At 62.4% G+C, this 18664-nt stretch carries 12 protein-coding genes; 3 read left to right on the top strand and 9 right to left on the bottom strand.

The annotated features are described in order from the left end of the window. Positions 1-25: 25 nt before the first annotated feature. The 5 genes from WKV53_RS08720 to tsaD form a co-directional block, all read right to left on the bottom strand. Positions 26-1276: an OmpA family protein gene (locus WKV53_RS08720; RefSeq protein ID WP_341404187.1), complete on the bottom strand. Its 1251-nt coding sequence runs from the start codon at positions 1274-1276 to the stop codon at positions 26-28. A 72-nt stretch (positions 1277-1348) separates the two neighbouring features. Further along, entirely contained in the window at positions 1349-2548 is a 1200-nt protein-coding gene (locus tag WKV53_RS08715; RefSeq protein ID WP_341404186.1) for a hypothetical protein, read from the bottom strand. Beyond that, positions 2545-4446: an RNA polymerase sigma factor gene (locus tag WKV53_RS08710; RefSeq protein WP_341404185.1), complete on the bottom strand. Its 1902-nt coding sequence runs from the start codon at positions 4444-4446 to the stop codon at positions 2545-2547. Before WKV53_RS08710 ends, WKV53_RS08715 begins: the two co-directional genes overlap by 4 nt. Positions 4447-4686: 240 nt before the next feature. Then, entirely contained in the window at positions 4687-5322 is a 636-nt protein-coding gene (locus WKV53_RS08705) for an HAD hydrolase-like protein (protein WP_341404184.1), read from the bottom strand. 54 nt (positions 5323-5376) lie between these two features. Then, a complete protein-coding gene (tsaD, locus tag WKV53_RS08700) occupies positions 5377-6417 on the bottom strand; it encodes a tRNA (adenosine(37)-N6)-threonylcarbamoyltransferase complex transferase subunit TsaD (protein WP_341404183.1) in 1041 nt (346 codons plus the stop codon). Between the two features lie 116 nt (positions 6418-6533). On the opposite strand from tsaD, the gene WKV53_RS08695 reads away from it, so the two are divergent. Continuing rightward, complete coding sequence (locus tag WKV53_RS08695; RefSeq protein WP_341404182.1) at positions 6534-7877, top strand: PhoPQ-activated pathogenicity-related family protein; 1344 nt, start codon at positions 6534-6536, stop codon at positions 7875-7877. A gap of 6 nt (positions 7878-7883) precedes the next feature. On the opposite strand, the gene WKV53_RS08690 is transcribed toward WKV53_RS08695, so the two are convergent. Then, on the bottom strand, positions 7884-9092 hold the full coding sequence (locus WKV53_RS08690; protein WP_341404181.1) for a S41 family peptidase: 1209 nt from the start codon (positions 9090-9092) through the stop codon (positions 7884-7886). 142 nt (positions 9093-9234) lie between these two features. Between WKV53_RS08690 and WKV53_RS08685 the strand changes: the two genes are divergently transcribed. Continuing rightward, positions 9235-11748, top strand: coding sequence for a phosphocholine-specific phospholipase C (locus tag WKV53_RS08685; protein ID WP_341404180.1), 2514 nt, complete (start codon positions 9235-9237; stop codon positions 11746-11748). Between the two features lie 182 nt (positions 11749-11930). On the opposite strand, the gene clpX is transcribed toward WKV53_RS08685, so the two are convergent. From clpX to tig, 3 genes are all read right to left on the bottom strand, one after another. Beyond that, entirely contained in the window at positions 11931-13211 is a 1281-nt protein-coding gene (gene clpX, locus WKV53_RS08680; RefSeq protein WP_345789648.1) for an ATP-dependent Clp protease ATP-binding subunit ClpX, read from the bottom strand. 72 nt (positions 13212-13283) lie between these two features. Beyond that, positions 13284-13976: an ATP-dependent Clp protease proteolytic subunit gene (locus WKV53_RS08675; protein WP_341404178.1), complete on the bottom strand. Its 693-nt coding sequence runs from the start codon at positions 13974-13976 to the stop codon at positions 13284-13286. Then, a complete protein-coding gene (gene tig / locus WKV53_RS08670) occupies positions 13969-15300 on the bottom strand; it encodes a trigger factor (protein ID WP_341404177.1) in 1332 nt (443 codons plus the stop codon). Before tig ends, WKV53_RS08675 begins: the two co-directional genes overlap by 8 nt. Before the next feature lie 161 nt (positions 15301-15461). Here tig and bamA point away from each other — a divergent pair, with 161 nt between their 5' ends. Further along, on the top strand, positions 15462-17864 hold the full coding sequence (gene bamA / locus WKV53_RS08665; protein ID WP_341404176.1) for an outer membrane protein assembly factor BamA: 2403 nt from the start codon (positions 15462-15464) through the stop codon (positions 17862-17864). The last annotated feature ends 800 nt before the right edge of the window (positions 17865-18664 follow it).

Raw genomic sequence — 18664 nt, 5'->3', positions numbered from 1 at the left:
GATGCGGGCCGCGGCCTAACAAGGCTTACTGCCCCGGCATGGGCGGCAGTGGGCGGAGTGGCGGGATGCCTCCGTTGCTTCCGCTGCCGCCGCTATTGTTACTTCCGTTGTCACCCTTCGGGACAATCTGCCAGACCTCGCTGATCTGGTTGCGCTCGGGGAACTTGGATCCGAAGCGGTCGGTCTGGCCGAGATAGACGGCTTGCACGCGCTGGCCGGGCTTCTTCACCTCATTGAGGATACGGGCGACGGCGGTGGCGCGTTCGGAGGAGAGGGTGCGGTTGCCGTCCACATTGCCGGTTTCGGAGGCATAGCCTACGACGAGAAGCAGTGCATTGTCCGGGGCTTGGATCGGGAAGCGGGCGATCTTGTCGTGGAGTTCGGGGGCGACGTCTGACACGCCGGTGGGGAAGTCGATCTTGTCGAGAACGTTGGCGCCGAGTTGAGCTCCGTATTGGCTATAGGCGGTGGCGATTTCGGAGTCCGGCTTGTTTTCCAAGGCTCGCAAGCTGCGGAAGAGCTCGACCGCATCCTTGAGCAAGTCGCCTTCCGAATTGGCGAAGAGTGTGGCTTGGGAAAGGCGCGACTCGAGTTCGGTGACGCGGGCGCGGAGTTCGTCGCGCTCGGCGGTGATCTGGGCGAGCGCTCCGGAGCCTTGGCTGAGGCGGCGGATTTCATCGCCGAGGGAAATGATGCGCCTGTTGGCGGCTTCGAGTTGGGTGCGCAGACTGTTGGCGTCAGAGCTATCGATCAGGGCCTTGTTGAGTTCGGCCTGGAGCCGGTTTATTTGCTCGCGGAGCACGCCCTGGAGCTTCACGGCTTCGGTCCATTCCTTGGTGCGCTGGTCCAGTTCGAGATCCTTGCGGGCGATGAGATCCTTCACTCCCTTCGCCATGTTGACGAGGGTGGCGGCGTCTTCGGTGATGCGGGAGGCGACGGCTTCCGCGGATTCGGTGGTCTGGCCGTAGAGCGGCGAGAGGCCGAGCTTGGAGCGCTCCTGATTCAGGGTCGTCTGGAGCATCTGCACCTTGGCCTTGGCTTCACGCATGGCGGGGTCCTCCGTCTCGCTGGCTGCGGCGGGAGGAGCACCTGCCGGGCGCGACGACTTGATAGTCATCGCGATGATCACGCCGACGAGGGCGATGGCGACGAAGCCGAGCGCCAGCACGGAGGTGGGGAGGGCGACTGCGGACTTTTCGGCAGGTAAAGTTGACGTTTCGTCGTGGTGAGGCGCGTGCTCTTGCTCGTGCTCGGGAGGGGTGGGGCGCTCGTTCATGACCGGCAGATTGGCAACCGGGGCCGGATTGTCGAATCCGGAAATCGGCCCTACGGGCTTCCCGAGCGGCTGTTAGTCAGGCTTGAATTCTTGCTTCAGCGAGGGAGGCAGGTCGTGTGTGGCCAGCCATTCGCGGGCCGCGGCCCCGTCTTTTTCCAGCCAAGTGGTGAGCACGCGACGATAGACCATTTCTAGGTCGTCCGGTCTTTCGATACGATGGATTTGCCCGAGACCGAGGGCGGGGTCGTCGTCAGCGACACCGGTGACCCAGGAACAGAGCAGGAGGTCTTGTCCGTGTCCGGGATGGCGATCGATGATGTCCAAGGCGCGGACAGGGTCCTTGGGCGAGAGGCATTGAATGATGCCGAGCAGGGCAATTTCCCGCTCTTCTCCCGGTTCAAGATTTTCAAATGAGGCCATAGCGGCAGCTTCATCCACATCCGCCCATGCATGGTAGAGGTTCTGGGTGACCCGCTTGCGCATTTCTGGCTGGTCGTGGACGAGCTCGAGTTTTTCCTCGATGCGGCTTTGGGGCAGGTTTGTCAGCAACGCATGGAGAGCTTCGTCCTTCAGTTTCGGATCGGAAATGGAGTCGAGCCACTGACGCGATGCGCCCTTTTCCATTCCTGCAATGCGGCGGGCAACGTCCCCGAGAATCGAACCCCTATCGTAGCCGAGAATCGAGCCCCTATCTTTCATTGCGGCGAGTTCACGGGTGACGCGAGGGAGGTCGGTTTTGACCCATGCCAGAAGTGCGAAGCCGACCAGTTCCGGTTGCTCGGCCTGATCCTGGGACATGATCCACTCCCACGCAGCCTTTGGGTCGCGCGTGATCCACAAGGGTATCACGGCGTGGCGCAGCGTTTTCAAATACCCGACTGCGGCGAGTGGATCGACCTCCGTCCACGCGGTCATGAGGAGAATCCCCTCCTCGCCATGCCGGTTGATGCCCATGGTGGGGAGGCTGTTCATTGCCAGCGGCCATTCATCGGGCTTCAGATGTTCTGCCAGGAGGAGCAGGTTGCGACTGCGTTCCATCCAGTTGGCGTTCAGGAGTTGCGTCTGGACCCGCCGGTTCATGGCTTTTTGTGCGGCTTCGGGATCGCTGTCCTGTAAATCCATCCGTTGAGGCGCGGAGGAACGAGCCCGCAATGGATCATCTCCGGGAACAGCAGCCTCTTCACCGGCGATCCGTGGCACGATCACCGGGCATAGCATCGCGGCGGCGAGCAGGACTGCGACGGTAAGGACGGTGGCTGTGGACGGCTTCACGGCTCGTCGGACTGCTGGATTTCGACTTCGTTCTTCAGCAGGCGGTCGCGGACCTCCACGGGGATCTTGTTTTCTTCAAGCCATCGACGGGTTTGGGGATCCGTCGTCCAATCCTTGTGATAGCGGAGGAGCCGGAACAGCAAATCGTTGCGGACCGCTTGGTCCGCAATACGGCGGACCAATTCCAGTGCTTTTCCTTCATCCCACTCGATGAACCGCCAAGATAGCTGAGAGATCGCACGATCGGTTGCGGCATCAGGGAACTTTTCAAGCAAAGCATAGCGAGCGGCGGGGTCTCCGACGTAGGATGCGATGCCAAGGACCGCTTCATTTCGCATCTTGCCGGGTGGCAGCTCATCGAGCATGGCGACGGCCTCTGCGGGTTTCTTGTGGTAATAATCCGAGTAGACGTCCGTGGCGTCGGTGAGTTCCTGAGCGCCGGGGTCGGAGGCCAGCAATCGTGAGCCACGGACAGGATCGTCTGAGGCGAGGGTGGGCGCGGCACCGGCGATTATGCGTGTCCGCAGGGCCGGGTCCTTGATTTCCGCGAGCAAGCGCTCAATGCCCGAGGGCTGGGGGTCCATGGCCCAGAAGAGTTCCAGCGCCGAGTCGGAGCGTTGCTTTTCATCGGGCATGGCTTCAAGTCGCTTCACCGCGGTTGGCACGTCTTCCGTCGCGATACCTGACAGTACCCAGATCAGGTGCTTGTTTACCTTGCCGGAGGAAGGATTGGAATCCGCCCAAGCCAAGGCGGCCTGTGGATCGTTCTGGGCCCAGGCTTGCAGGACAGTCTGTGTTCCGGCGCCTTTGAGAACCTCCATGACGTAGGCTCGCGCATTCTCGATATCCTCCCTAGCCCATGCCGCTAGCATCACGTCGTACTCGGCTCCGTCGGTTTCCCGGGTGGACTTGTGGAAATAGTCGGCGACCTCACGGAACTCGGCGGGGGAAAGGCGATTGAGGAAGGAAATCAGTTCGCGCCGGCGAGGAGCGAGACCTTCGATGGAGAGGATCTGTTCCAGGTGCTCGAGCCGGTTTTCCGGATAGGTTCTTGGCTGAGGGCGCTTGCGATCCGCTGAGGTGGCGTCGCTTGTGGCGCTCTGATCTTGGGAGATCGCGACCGTGGCATTGCGGGCGGTGGCTGCTGCCGAGAGCGAGTGACCCAAGGAGGCGAGGAAGATCACGACGGCCAGTGCGATGGATCCGAGTTGCACTTTGGTCATGGCGAGGACGGCGGTGAGAAATCCACCCGGCATCATGGGTGCCACTCCCTGCGCCGCGCCGACCACCGTAGTCATGAGCGTGGCGGGCGCAGGGGTGGCAGCATGGGCAGGAAGGAGGATGGCCAGGGCAGTGGAGGTGGTCGCGATGCCCTGCTTCCCGAGCAGGTCGCGGAGTTTGCCGATGGCCCGGAGCGAGCGCTTGCGCGCTGCTTCTTCGGTGAGACCGAGCTTTGTCGCGATGGCGGCGTGGGATTGGTTTTGGAAAAACCGCAGGAGCACGACCTCGCGATCGGCGGCGGGGAGGCGATCAACCAACCCGTCAATGACCGGGGCCAAGTCGGACCAAACGGGCTCGGTTTCCATGACGGGATTCGGGGAGGAGGCTTCCCGCTTTTTCCGGCGGGTTTCGGAGCGGACGAGATCGATGGCGAGCGAGCGGCTGGTGCGGTGAAGCCACGCGGCCAGCTCGATCCCGCGCGGGATCATGGCGGCGCGCCGGGCCAAGCGGATGAAGGTGTTCTGCGCGACGTCGCGGGCGAGGTCGTCGTTCGCGGTGACGCGTTGGGCCACGCCATGGACCAGATCGAGATGGCGGCCGACCAAGGAACGGAAGGCGGCCTCGTCCCGCTGCGAGACGAAGCGATCAAGGAGTGTGCGGTCCGACGGGGCCATCATTCACGAGGTATTCGTCGCCGATTTCAGTTCGGGACAGAAAAAATCTCGTACGGGGAAATCAGGCGGCTGGAAGGCGAATCATCAGCCCGCGGGCGATGATCCCGATGGCGCCACCCGAGCTGCCGAGTCATCCAAGATGGCCGGGTAACAGAAGACGCAGCAGACTAACAGGACATTACCAAATCCCATCCAGGCGCGGCGGTGGCGCGGCTCTGGTGGAGGTGGTGTCTCTGGAAGGGGTCACGATGCCGGGATCAGCTTCAGCAGTTCCCCCGGGGAATGGATCACGTGTGCCGGGGATTGCGCGGCGAGGGATTCGGCGGAATTGAAGCCCCAGGTGACGGCGGCCATGGCGATGCCGGCTTTCTTGGAGGCCTTGATGTCGCGGATTTCGTCGCCGACGTAGAGCATCTCTTCCTCGTGGAGCGAGAAGGTCTTGCGGATGGCGCGGAGGTGGCCGGACTTGCCGGTGAGTCGCGAGGTGGAGGAGATGAAATCGAAGTGCTCGCGCAGGCCGTGGGCCTTCAGGAAGAGGTCGACGTTTTCCTCGGCATTCGAGGTGAGCACGCCGAAGGACCGCGCGCGGGAGCGCATCTCGGGAATAATCTCGCCCATGCCGGGAATGAGCGGCAGGCGGGTGATATCAGAGCGCATCATCGCGGTGCCGCGGGAGAGCAGGGTGGGAACACGGCGCTTCGGGATGCCGAGGTGATCCAGCAGCTCCATCAGTGAGAAATTGCGCAGGCCCGGCAACTCTTCCACTGAGACCTGACGCAGCGAGTATTCGGTGGCGAGCAGGTTGTAGATCCGGCGGGTCTCTTCCAGGGTGTCAGCGAGGGTTCCGTCGAAGTCGAAGATGATGGTGCGGTAAGGCATGCGAAGGTTTTAGCCAAGATGAGCGCAAACCCGGCGAGCCTCAAGCATCTTGGATCATCCGGCGTTTCCGGCGGCCACCAGCGGGAGATTCGGGTCAATGTCGGCGTCGAGCGGAGAGGCGTGGCCCTCGAAGGCGCGGAGCAGGGCGGCGAAGGCAATCATCGCCGCGTTGTCGGTGCAGAGGCCCGGCGTGGCGGTGGCGAGGGTGAGGGCGTGCTTCTTGCAGGCGGCTTCGAAGGCGGCGCGCAGGGTTTTGTTCAGGCTGACGCCACCGGAGAGGGCGATGATGTCGCGACCGGCATGCTTGGCGGCGCGGATCGTTTTCGTGACGAGTACGTCGATGACCGCTTCTTGGAAGGACGCGCAGAGGTCGGGAAGCTCCTCGGGAGATGCGGTGCCGGTCTCTGGATTGCGCTCGGAGAGGGTGTAGAGCACGGCGGTCTTGAGACCGGAGAAGGAGAAGTCGAAGCCCGGCTCTTTCATCATCGAGCGCGGGAAGGCGAAGGCCTGCTTGTTTCCTCCGGCTGCCGTTTTCTCGATCTCCGGGCCGCCGGGGTAGGGGAGGCAGAGCATCTTGGCGACCTTGTCGAAGGCCTCGCCGGCGGCATCGTCGCGGGTGCCGCCGAGCTTCACGTAGCGGCCGGGGGCAGCCACGTCTAACAGCAGTGTGTGGCCGCCGGAAACGATCAGCGCGAGATGGGGTGGCACGATGCCGGTTTCCACGAAGGGGGAGAGGAGGTGTCCTTCGAGGTGATTGATAGCGAGGAAGGGCTTGCCCGCGGCGGCGGCCATGGCTTTGGCCGCGGTGGCACCGATGAGGAGTGAGGATGCGAGGCCGGGGCCTGAGGTCGCGGCGAAGGCATCGATGTCGTGGATGGACACGCCAGCGTGCTGCAGGGCTTGCTCAACGAGAGGACGAAGATGGAGGGAGTGATTGCGCGAGGCGACTTCGGGGACCACGCCACCATATTGGCGATGCAGCTCGATCTGCGAGGCGATCTCGGACGCGAGGATTTGCGCGGGCTGCCTTGGCTCGCCACGCAGAATCGCGACCGCGGTTTCATCGCAGGAAGATTCGAGAGCGAGCAGGAGCACGTCGCGAGGGTCCGAGGAAGACGTGCCGGGTGCCAAGGAAAGAATCACCGGCAAATCCGGTGCCTCGCCCCGAAATCTGCCACTTGTGCCGTTAGCTGGGCCGGTTAGCATGGTGGATGCGTCTGCTTGGAAAGCTTGTCCTGCCTCTCGCGCTGCTGCTTGGCGCGCCGGTTTTGTCTTCCGCCAAGGAGCCGCCGGCGATCCCGGCGGACTTGGCCAACTACATCGCCAAGGACGAGCCGGGCTCCGGTTGGAAAATTGAGGACTCCAAGGATTTCGGCAGTGCCAAGGTCTGGCGGCTGAAGCTGACCTCTCAGGTCTGGCAGGGCATCACGTGGACCCATGATCTGCTGGTGGTGCGGCCCTCGGATGCGCCGATTGGAAAGATGCTGCTGCTCAATGAAGGCGGAAGCGCTTCCGAGCAAAAGGCGATGTATGCAGCTCTCCTTGCGGGCAAGATCAAGGCTCCCGTCGCGATCTTGCTCGGCATTCCGAATCAGCCCCTGTTTGAGAACAAGAGGGAAGACCATCTGATCGCGGAGACGTTTGTCCGCTATCTCGATTCCGGTGATTCCTCGTGGCCGTTGCTGTTCCCGATGGTGAAGAGCGTGGTGAAGGCGATGGATTCGCTCCAGGAGTTCAGCAAGCAGGAGTGGGGAGGACCGGTGGAGAAGTTCATCGTCGGCGGTGGCTCGAAGCGTGGCTGGACCACGTGGCTCACCGCTGCCAGCGATCCCCGCGTGATGGCGATCACACCGATGGTGATCGACGTGCTGAACATGCGTGAGCAGCTCACCCACCAGCAGAAGTCACTCGGCGGGACCAGCGAGGAAATCTCACCCTACACGGAACGTGGCCTGGTGCCGATTCCCGACACGCCGCGGGCGAATAGCCTGTGGACCATGGTGGATCCGTGGACCTACCGAGAGCGCTTCACCATGCCGAAGTTGATCGTACTGGGGAACAATGATCCCTATTGGAGCACCGATGCCCTGAACCTCTACTGGGACGCCCTGCCCGGGGAGAAATACATCTCCTACACTCCGAACGCTGGCCACGACCTGACCGAGCGGGATGCCGCAGGCAAGAAGCTGACTCCTGACCGCTCGATCAACAATGTCTGCTCCTTCATCCGCTATCAGCTCAGCGGCAAGCCGATGCCGAAGCTGAGTTGGAAGCACGGCACTCGTCCTGATGGCAGTCTTGAACTCACGATCACGGCCGACCCCGCGCCCCAGCAGGCCCGCTTGTGGTATGCCCATTCCGAGACCCGCGACTTCCGCAAGGCGCGGTGGGAATCACAGCCGATCGAGCTGAAGGAAGGCCAACCGATTACCGCCAGTGGCCCCAAGCCGGACAATGGTTTCGCCGCCTACTATGCCGATCTCGGTTATCAGATCGATGATCTGCCGCAGTGGCTCTGTACGCAGTTGCGGGTGGTGGGAGCGGATGAGAAGTGAGTCAAATCACTTCGCGTCTCCCGCCGCCTTCAGTCCGGGGTCGGTCCATCCTTCGAGCTTCTTCGCTTCGTCGGCCGTCAGCGAGGCGCGGCGGAAGGAGAGTGCCAGATTCTCGCGATCGGCGTCGGTGAAGTTCACCTTCACATCCGGGGTGATGCCGACGCGGTGCGGGGTCCTGCCGGAGGGTGTGTGATAGGTCGCGATGGTGAGGCGGAGCGCGGTGCCGCCACCCATCGGGATGATGTTTTGAACGGAACCCTTGCCGTAGCTTTGCTCGCCGACGATGACGGCGCGCTTGAGATCCTGGAGGCAACCGGCGGTCAGCTCGGAGGCGGAGGCCGACATGTGATCGATCAGGACATTGATGGGATACTCGCGTTTGCGGCGCTGGCGCTCGGGGGTCTTCATCGGCTCGCCTTGGACCACGCCGCCGCGGCCTTGGGTGGTGACGACGGCGGTATTCGGTGGAAGGAAGAGGCCGAGGATCTGCACGGTCTGCTGGAGATCGCCGCCGGGATTGCCACGCAGGTCAAGGATGAGGCGCTTCATGCCCTTGTCCTCGAGTTCGTCGAGGGCGGCTTCCATTTCGCGGGCGCAGCTTCCCATGAAGGAGGCGAGGCGGATGTAGCCGGTGCCGGCTTCGTCGAGCAGGCGGGCATCGGTCACGGTCTTGTCCTCGACGGCGATGTGGACGAGCTCGACTTCGATGGGTTTCGGCGAGGTGAGGGATTTCACCTTCAGCTTGGTCTTTTCGCCGGGGGCCTTGTGCAGCGAGTGCAGCAGAACTTCAATCGGAGGAGGGGGATTGCCATCGACTTCAAGGATCGCGGAGCCGGGTATGAGGCCCGCGCGCGAGGCGGGGGTGGCGGGGGCGATGTTGGAGACGAAGATGCCGTCATCGCGCACGCCGAGGGTGAGGCCTAGCGATGGCAGGAAGGGATCGAGTTTCGGGTCGGCTTCGAGAGCCCGGGCCATCTCGGGATGAATGAAGCTGGAGAAGGGATCGAGGCTGGAGAGCATGCCTTCCAGCGCGTGATTCACGAGCCGGTCGTAAGCGACCTTGTCGGCGTCGGGGTGGCGCTGGCGGACTTGCTCGAGCACCTTCACGAAGCGCTCGATGGCGGGGTAGGCGGCCTCGTCCGGGTCGGGCGGGGTGGTAGTCGCCGGATCCGCGAAAACGACAGCGGGCAGCAGGGCCAGTAGGAGAGCGCGCACAGGGGAGACGTTAGGAGGGCTGCTGGCGTTTTGGAATCGGGAACTTTGCGTTGGCAGACTGGCAATTTGCGAAGAAATGCTGGCTCTTGAAAAACATCCCCGGTGCGCTGCGCTATTTGGCTGTCCGCTTTTTTCCGAACCCATGCATTCCCGACGAGAGTTTCTCAAGCGCGCGGGCCTCCTTTCGGGAGGCCTGGGGGCGCTGACCGCCCTGCCAGCCTCCGTCGCCAAGGCGCTGGGGATTGAGCCTGAGCCGGGTAGCACGTTTTTCGATGCCGAGCATGTGGTGATCCTGATGCAGGAGAACCGTTCGTTTGACCATGCCTTCGGCAGCCTGCGGGGGGTGCGGGGCTTCGACGATCCGCGGGCGATCACTACTCCCGGTGGCAAGCCGGTGTGGCTGCAGACGGACGATCAGGAGCGGACTTACGTGCCCTTCGGTCTGAAGATCCACGAGACGAAGGCGACGTGGATGAGCGACCTTCCCCACGACCGTGGATCGCAGGTGGCAGCGGGCAACAAGGGCAAGCACGACCACTGGCTGAAGGTGAAGCAGTCCGGTCATGGATACGGGGAGATGCCGTTGACGCTCGGTTACTATGACCGGCGGGACATCCCGTTCTATCATGCGTTTGCGGATGCATTCACGATCTGTGACCAGCACTTTTGTGCGTTGCAGACCTGCACGACGCCCAACCGCCTTTATCTCTGGACCGGCACCAGCCGTGATCCGCGGGATTCGTCATCGAGGGCGCGGCTGAACAACAGCGAGATCGATCACGATTCGTATGCCGACTGGACGACCTTTCCGGAGCGGCTGGAGGAGCATGGGATCTCGTGGGCGATCTATCAGAACGAGCTGGATCAGGCGTCCGGGCTTTCCCCGGAAGCTGCGGCTTGGCTGGCGAACTACGGAGACAACCCGATGGAATACTTCACGCAGTATCACGTGGAGTTTTCCTCGCCGCGGCTGGCGTTTCTGAAGGAGAGGCTGGCGGCGCTGGAGCTTCAGCTTGAGCAGCCGCCGGCGGAGGGAATCGCGCCGGAAGAAGACGTGACGCGAAGGGAGGGGATCCAGCGGAAGATCGATGCGTTGGCAGCGGAGCTGGAGCGATGCTCACCGGAGAACTTCGCGAACTTGCCGCAGCGTGAGCAGAACCTGCACCGGAAGGCTTTCACGACGAACACGGGGAGCATCGGCTACCGGAACCTCGCGACGCTTGCTTATCGCGAGGGAGAGGAGGACCGCGAGATTCATGTGCCGGAGGGCGATGTGCTGTTCCAGTTCCGGCAGGACGTGAACACGGGCAAGCTGCCGGCGGTGTCATGGCTGGTAGCTCCGGAGAACTTCTCGGATCACCCCAGCGCACCGTGGTATGGGGCGTGGTACGTTTCGGAGGTCTTGGACATTCTCACGAAGAATCCGGAGGTGTGGAAGAAGACGATTTTCATTCTCACCTACGACGAGAATGACGGCTACTTCGACCACGTGCCTCCGTTCGTGGCGCCGCATCCGGATTTGCCGGGCAGTGGGGCGGCATCGCCGGAGGTGGATACGCGGCTTGAGTTCGATGGGCGGGGAAATCCGCTTGGCCTGGGCTATCGCGTTCCGATGGTGATCGCGTCGCCGTGGAGCCGTGGCGGGCAGGTGTGTTCGCAGGTGTTTGATCACACGTCGGTGCTGCAGTTCCTGGAGGTCTTTCTCGCGAAGAAGACGGGGAAGGCGGTGCGTGAGACGAACATCGGGCCGTGGCGGCGAGTGGTCTGTGGTGATCTAACGTCCGCGTTCCGTCCGCATGATGGTGAGCCTGATGTTCATCCGATGCCGGTGCAGCGTGATCCCTTCGTGGAGCAGATCCATCGGGCTCGCTTCATGGAGTCGCCGAGCGGGTTCAAGGAGCTGAGCGATGCGGAGATTCAGGATGTGATTGCGAATCCGCTCTCGAATGCGCACTTGCCGAGGCAGGAGCCGGGGATGCGTCCGTCATGTGCGCTGCCATATGAATTGCATGCGGAGGGACGGTTGAATCGCGAGGCATCGCGTTTCGATATCATCTTTGAAGCGGCGAATGCCGGTGCTCCGTATCACGTGTATGCGCCGGGAGGTTATTATGTGGACGATGCTGCGAGCTACACCGATGCGCCTGCGCCGTTGGAAGAAGTGAGGCGTTGGTCGTTCACGGTGGTGAGCAAGGGGCGGCTCTCCTATTCGTGGCCGCTCGCGTCGTTTGAGGGCGGGCGCTACCATCTCCGGACGTATGGGCCGAATGGCTTTTACCGGGAATATATCGGTGGAGTGGATGATCCTGCGGTGGAGGTGGCGTGCCGCTACTCAGGTGGGAGCTTGGTTTTCCAATTGGCTAACACGGGCTCGGAGGCGGTGGAGCTAGTCATCGCGGACCAAGCCTATGGGGTCAAAGCCGTGACGAGGCGACTGGCTCCGGGAGAGCGGCAGATGTTGTCGATCGATCTCGCGGGTAGCTTCCGATGGTATGATCTGGTGGTGACCGCGAATGGTGCGGAGGGTTTCTCGCGGCGCTATGCAGGCCGGGTTGAGAATGGAGAGCCGGGGATGAGTGATCCGCTGATCGGGCGGAATGGGGCGGCGACGGCGCAGGTTGTGAAGCCGGCTCAGGGGACCATTCGAGCGGAATGAATTCCGCGCTCCCAGTGCTCTTGGCCGGGCCGTGATTGAGGGGATGCAGAGCGCGGTGTCGTTCCTGCTCCATAACCCCCTTTCAGGGTGCCTTCAGGTGATGCAAGAAACCCGGGGCTGCGCTGGCGCTTACCCCGGGCTTTCACATTGCCGCACCTTTGGTGCTGAAGAGGGCTGGTTGCTCAGGCGGCGTCCTTGTCGGCGCGTTTGCGGCGCATGAGGGGGGGGCGTTCGCCGAGGACGACGGGGCGGTTGATGGTGATGGCTTCGATGTCGCCCTTGGAGGGGACTTCGTACATCACATCGAGCATGAGGCGTTCGAAGATGGAGCGCAGGGCGCGGGCGCCGGTGCCGCGGCGGACGGCTTCCTCGGCGAGGGCGCGGAGGGCGTCGCGGGTGACGCGGAGCTTCACGCTGTTGAGGGCGAGCTGCTTGCCGTACTGCTTCACCAGTGCGTTCTTCGGCTCGGTAAGGATGGAGATGAGCTCGTCCTCGGTGAGCTTGCGGAGTGCGGAGATGACGGGCAGGCGGCCGATGAATTCGGGGATGAGGCCGAAGTGCAGGAGGTCTTCCGGCTCGGTCAGGTCGAGCACGTTGCCGGTGGAGGACTTCACGTCTGGCACGGTGCCATGGAAGCCGAGGGTGCTGCGGCCGAGGCGGCGCTGGATCATGTCCTCCAAGCCGACGAAGGCACCGCCGCAGATGAAGAGGATCTTCTCGGTATTGACCTGGATGTACTCCTGCTGCGGGTGCTTGCGGCCACCTTGCGGCGGGACGTTGCAGACCGTGCCTTCGAGGATCTTGAGGAGAGCCTGTTGGACGCCTTCACCGGAGACGTCGCGGGTGATCGAAACGTTCTCGGTCTTGCGGCCGATCTTGTCGATTTCGTCGACGTAGATGATGCCGCGCTCGGCGCGCTCGACATCGAAGTCGGACGCCTGGAGCAGGCGCAGGATGATGTTTTCCACGTCCTCGCCAACGTAGCCGGCTTCGGTGAGGGTGGTGGCGTCGACGATGCAGAAAGGGACATCCAGCAGGCGCGCGAGGGTGCGGGCGAGCAGGGTCTTGCCGGAGCCGGTGGGGCCGAGCAGCAGGACATTCGACTTCTCGATTTCCACGCCGGCGAATTCCTCGCCGAGGTTCGGCTGGTCCTGGCGCAGGCGCTGGTAGTGATTGTAGACCGCGACGGAGAGCACCTTCTTCGCGTGCTCCTGACCGATGACGAACTCATCGAGGCGGGCACGCAGCTCGGCGGGCGAGGGGAGACGCTTGTTGTTCTGCTGGTTGCGGCGGTTCTTGGAGGACTTGGCAGAACCCTCGGCGAGTTCCTTGTCGAGGATGTTCGAGCAGACCTCGACGCATTCGTTGCAAATGTACACGCCCGGGCCGGCGATCAGCTTTTTGACCTCCGAGTGGCTTTTGCCACAGAAGGAACACATCGTGAGATTGGAAGCTCTTGCCATAGGGGTGCCGGGTTAAAAAAGCAGCAGGCGCCGGGCCGAAAAGCCCGACGCCTGAACTTAGCTGAAAAGACGTCAGGCGTCGTCCTTTTTTCCGTCATTCGTGTCAGCCAGTGCCGCCACGACGTCCGGAAGCTGCTTGCGGTTTTCCAGGACCTTGTCGACCAGGCCGTAGGCCACGGCCTCTTCGCCGGTCATGTAGTTGTCCCGCTCGGAATCCTTCTTGAGCTGCTCGAGCGTCTTGCCGCTATGCTTGGCGAGGATCCCGTGCAGGCGGTTGTTCAAGTTGATCATGAAGCCGAAGGTCCGCTCGACGTCGAGGGCGGTACCCTGGGCGCCACCGGAGACCTGGTGGATCATGACGTGGGAATTCGGCAGGCAGAAGCGCTTGCCCTTGGTGCCCGCGGTGAGAAGCACCGACCCCATCGAGGCAGCGATGCCGATGCAGTAGGTGTTCACGTCGCAGGTCATGAACTGCATCGTGTCATACATCGCGAGGCCGGCGGTCACGGAGCCGCCGGGGCTGTTGATGTAGATGTGGATGTCCTTCTTCGGATCCTGCATTTGCAGGAAGAGAAGCTGGGCGATCACCGAGTTCGCGACGAAGTCGTCGATGGCGGTGCCGATGAAAATGATGCGGTCCTTGAGAAGCCGCGAGTAGATGTCGAAGGAGCGTTCGCCGCGGCCGTCCTGTTCGACGACCACGGGGACGTAGTAACTGTTCTGCGGTGCTCCGCCGGAGCGGATCACGTTCGGGAAATCACTCATTGGAAGTTGGTTCATCTTGAACTTCCTCGACGGTGGCGTGCTCCAGCACGAAGTCAATGGCCTTGCCCACCAGCATCGAGTTGCGGATGCCGGGGATGCGGCCGCCGCGTTGCAGTTCCTTGATGAACTTCTTCGGGTTCTCCTTCCGCTGTTGGGCGATCATGGCGAGGTGATTCACCAGCTCCTGGTCGCTGACCGCGATTCCTTCGGTGCGGGCGATTTCCTGCAGGATGAAGTTGGTCTTGAGATTCGTGCGGGCCTGGTCGCCGGCGGTGGCGATAATCTCGCCCTGCTGGGCCTCGATCTCTTCCTGGGTCATGCCGGACTTCATGCCGCGCTCGACGAGGGCGTCGGCCTGGCCTTGGGTCTCGTGGCGGAGCAGGTCGTTCGGAAGGTCGAAATCGACGATTGAATTGAAGTGCTCGACGATCTGGTTGACCTTGTAGTCGTCGATGCGGCGGCGCTTCTCGACTTCGATCTGCTGCTTGGCGAGGCCGCGGAGTTCCTCGAGGCTCCGACCGCCGGTGATCTTGGCGGCGAACTCGTCATCCAGCTCTGGGAGCACGGCCTGCTTGAGGCCCTTCAGCGCGACGTGGAAGACGACTTCCTTGGTGCGGAGGTCGGAAAGCGGGAAATCCTCAGGGATGGTGAGGGCGATGTCCTTGGTGTCGCCAACGCTGAGGCCGGTGACCTGGGCGGCGAAACCGGGGAGGAAGCTGTTTTCGTCCAGCTTGAGCCAGAAGCCTTCGCGACCGCCGAGGTAGCCGGCGGACTTGCCGAGCGCTTCCTCGAGGGGCTTGCCTTCGAGGGTGGAGGTGAAATCGATCACGGCGAGGTCGCCATTGTCGGCGGCGCGGCCTTCGATGTCCGAATAGTCGGCGAAGCGCTCGCGGAGGCCATCGAGCTGGGCGTCGATTTCCGCGTCGGTGACTTCGGTGGACGGGGCTTTCACCGGAATGCCCTTGTAGTTCGGCAGGGCGACTTCCGGGGCGAGGGTGAGGGTGGCGTTGAAAGTGATGGTGCCGTCCTCGTTGTGGGAGAGGTTCTGCGGGATGCCGAAGTTCAGGACCTTGAGGGCTTCCTTGCGGAGCGCTTCGTCATAGGCTTGGCGGACCAGGCGGTCATCGAGCTCCTCGACGATGGCGGTGGAGAATTTCTTCTCGATGACGTTCTTCGGAGCCTTGCCGGGGCGGAAGCCGGGGATGCGTGCCTGGGCGGTGTAGCCCGAGACGATCTTGGCACGTTCGGACTGCACGGTTTCCGAGGGGACTTGGACGCGCAGCGTGGCGAGGCAGTTCGGCTGCTTTTCAACGGTGATGTTCATGACAGGAAAAGGTGGGTCCGGACTCGCCGGGGGCGGGAAGCTAAGGGGGCCGTCCGTTCCTTGTCAAAGCGAAGGTGCGGTCGTTAGGGGGCCACTTTGAGACATGGTCCTTGACGCCCCCTGCCCTTAAAAGGTTCCATGCATTCCGTTAGCCGACACACATGGATATTCAACCCCTCCTAACTAACCGGGGCCTCGCCTCGCTTGCCCGCCGGGTTTTCGTGGCGGCGCTTCTCTTCCTCGGCTTTGCCGCCACTCCGGCGAAGGCGCAGGATATCGAAGGCAAGAACGTCTCGGAGGTGGCGATTCACTATGCCAGCCAGGCAAACATCGATGAATCGCGCCTGCGCAGCCACATCTCCACCCATTCGGGCGAGGGCTACCGCAGCGAGAAGATCGATAAGGACATCAAGTCGCTCTACGAGTCCGGCCTGGTGAATGACGTGCGCGTGCTGGCGGAGCCGTCCGGCGAGTCGGTGAAGGTGATTTTCGAAGTGACCACCCGTGGCACGATCGTGGCGGTCGGTTTCGCGGGCAACACCGTGTTCACCGACGCCAAGCTGGCCAAGGAGACCAAGCTCAAGGTGGGCGGGGCGCTCAGCGACGATGCGATCCTGACGGCACGTCGGAACCTGGAAACCTACTACCGCGGCTACGGCTACCCGGACGTCAATATCACCCACCGCACCCAGCCGAGCGAGTCCGGCACCGGTGAAGACCTGATTTTCATCATCGAGGAGGGCGGCAAGAACGAGGTCCGCGACATCCGCTTCGAAGGAAACACCGTTTACGACAGCCGCACCCTGCGCAAGCAGATGAAGGTGAAGGAAAAGGGCTGGTTCTCGTGGATCAGCAAGTCCGGCCGCTTCGAAGTGGACCAGCTGGATAGCGACCTTGAGTCGGTGCTCGATTACTATCGCACCCGCGGTTACCTGCGCGTGACTGGAACCGTCCGCCGGGATTCGGTGGGTGACGGCCGCGTCGACCTGGTGATCCAGATCAATGAAGGTGCCAAGTACACCGTGGCCGGTGTCGGCTTCGGCCACATGACGGTCTTCAAGCCCGAGGAACTCTACCCGGCGCTCTCGCTCAATGGCGGCGACGGCTACTCCTCGAAGAAGATGCGGGACGACATGAAGATGATCCGCAGCTACTACGGCTCCCGTGGCTACGCTGACGCGTCCGTGGTCCCGGACATCCGCGATGCCGGTCCGAATCAAGTCAACATCGTCTACCGCATCACCGAAGGTTCCCGCTACCGTGTCGGCCGCATCAACATCGGCGGCAACACCAAGACCCAGGACAAGGTGATCCGCCGTGAAATGCCGCTCAAGCCGGGCGACTGGTTCAACTCGGTGGAACTCGACACCGCCAAGGCCCGCCTTGAGAACCTGCAGTATTTCAGCAAGGTCGACGTGGACTCCAACGACGGCCGTGGCGGCTACCGCGACATCGACGTGCTGGTGGAAGAGCGCCGCACCGGTTCGGTCAGCGCGGGTATCGGCTTCAGCTCGATCGACAGCATCGTCGGCTTCGTCAACCTGGAGCAGACCAACTTCGACATCAAGAATCCCTGGTCCTTCACCGGTGGTGGCCAGCGCTTCGGCATGAACCTGCGCCTCGGTTCCGAGCGCACCGACTTCAGCGTCTCGCTGGTCGAGCCGTGGTTCATGGACCGCCAGCTCTCGCTGGGCACGGAACTGTTCTACAAGGACTCGCAGTACTACTCCGACTTCTACAACCAGACCAACGCCGGTGCTTCCGTCTTCGTCCGCAAGCCGCTCGGTGAGAAGTCCTCGCTCAAGCTGGAATACCGCCTTGAGAACGTCTCTGTGGATGTCGAAGGCTCGGTGCGCACGCTCACGAATGCTTGGCTCACCAACAACCCGACCTTCCCGGTCAGCGCGGCCAATCCTTACCCGCGTCCGTCGCTGCTCGACGAAGACGGCAGCTACATTCGCAGCGCGCTCGGTTTGAACTACGTCTACGACAGCCGCGACGCGGTGATCGAAACCCGCTCCGGCGAGAAGTTCGACATCGGCCTGCAGATCGCTGGCACCGCGCTTGGCGGCGACGTGGACATCTACTCGCTGTCCCTCCAAGGCCAGAAATACTGGAACCTCGCCTGGGATTCGATCCTCTCGCTCAACGGTGAACTTGCCTTCGTGGATGCCACGAGCGGCGAGGTGCCGATCTTCGACCGCTTGTTCCTCGGTGGTGGCCGCACGCTGCGCGGCTTCGAGTTCCGCGACGTGGGTCCCCGTGATATTGTCACTGGCGACGTGCTCGGTGGTAAGTCGCTCGGCTTCCTGTCGACGGAATACACCGTGCCGATCATTGACAACGTCCGCGCCGCGGTCTTCTACGACATGGGCTTCGTCAACGATGGTGCCTGGGATCCGAGCCCGAGCGACCTGTATACCGACTTCGGTTTCGGCGTGCGCCTGAAGCTGCCGATCAGCCCGGTGCCGATCGCGCTCGACTACGCGCTGCCGCTCAACAGCCCGGATGAAAAGGCGGACAACGGTGGCCAGTTCAATTTCTACCTGAACTACCAGTATTGAGCCGGGCTTAGCCGGAAGAATTTCACAGAGGGGCCGCGGGAGACCGCGGCCCTTTTTCTTTGATCGTTCCTGGGATTGCCTGCGAGGTTGCTTCGACTGGCTGATTGCGATTCAAGCGTAGCGATGCGGCCCGTTTACAAGTCCCTGCGGTTTTGGTTCGGGCTTCTGACTTTGGGATTTCTGCTCGTTGCATGGGCGGATTCCATGCGGCACGAGACGGGGATCTCCATTTGCATCGCAGGGCGGCCTATGGGCACGTGGTCCGGCGAGGCGTCGGTGACTTTCTCGAAGGTGGATCAGGTGGCGACGTGGGGGAGATGGAGGGTTATGGATCACTACCGGGATCCGATTGTGGGCGCGTCCTGGTTTCCTTCACCCGTGTTCGAGGTCCGGGCACCCGACCCCTTCCCCATTTACCGGGTGCATGTTCCTTACTGGCTGCTAGTTCTTCTCTTCTTCATTCCTTGGTCCGTCTTTCTCGTTTGGTGCTGGAGACGGCAAAGGAGGCTAAAAAATCCATGACGCCGCGCCCGCTCCATAAGTGGAAATCCTTTTGGCTTGGGATCCTGGTCCTGGTGTTCATGGGATGGGCTTGGGGGCGGTCCAATTCCCGTGTTGAAGGTTTCGGCTTCTCGACCCGGACCACCGGTCCTGGAATGATCTCCCAAGGGTTGGGCGGCGTTTCGCTCGTTATGAACGACAGAACCATGGGCACGGGCTTCTTCTCGATCCAGACCTCAGGCGAGGATCCTTCTCCACCTTTCAAAGTCACTCGTTGGGACTGGGGACAGGGATGGGGG

Origin of the sequence: Luteolibacter sp. Y139 (assembly GCF_038066715.1) — a bacterium.
GTDB lineage: Bacteria > Verrucomicrobiota > Verrucomicrobiia > Verrucomicrobiales > Akkermansiaceae > Haloferula > Haloferula soli.
Note: the sequence above shows the minus strand (reverse complement) of the source record. Positions and strands in the feature narration are given on the sequence as shown.

Bases quoted from the DNA above. Each gene is read 5' to 3' on its own strand.
- WKV53_RS08720 (WP_341404187.1), bottom strand. From the start codon at position 1,276: ATGAACGAGCGCCCCACCCCTCCCGAGCACGAGCAAGAGCACGCGCCT.
- WKV53_RS08710 (WP_341404185.1), bottom strand. From the start codon at position 4,446: ATGATGGCCCCGTCGGACCGCACACTCCTTGATCGCTTCGTCTCGCAG.
- WKV53_RS08705 (WP_341404184.1), bottom strand. From the start codon at position 5,322: ATGCCTTACCGCACCATCATCTTCGACTTCGACGGAACCCTCGCTGAC.
- WKV53_RS08695 (WP_341404182.1), top strand. From the start codon at position 6,534: ATGCGTCTGCTTGGAAAGCTTGTCCTGCCTCTCGCGCTGCTGCTTGGC.
- WKV53_RS08685 (WP_341404180.1), top strand. From the start codon at position 9,235: ATGCATTCCCGACGAGAGTTTCTCAAGCGCGCGGGCCTCCTTTCGGGA.
- clpX (WP_345789648.1), bottom strand. From the start codon at position 13,211: ATGGCAAGAGCTTCCAATCTCACGATGTGTTCCTTCTGTGGCAAAAGC.
- WKV53_RS08675 (WP_341404178.1), bottom strand. From the start codon at position 13,976: ATGAGTGATTTCCCGAACGTGATCCGCTCCGGCGGAGCACCGCAGAAC.
- tig (WP_341404177.1), bottom strand. From the start codon at position 15,300: ATGAACATCACCGTTGAAAAGCAGCCGAACTGCCTCGCCACGCTGCGC.
- bamA (WP_341404176.1), top strand. From the start codon at position 15,462: ATGGATATTCAACCCCTCCTAACTAACCGGGGCCTCGCCTCGCTTGCC.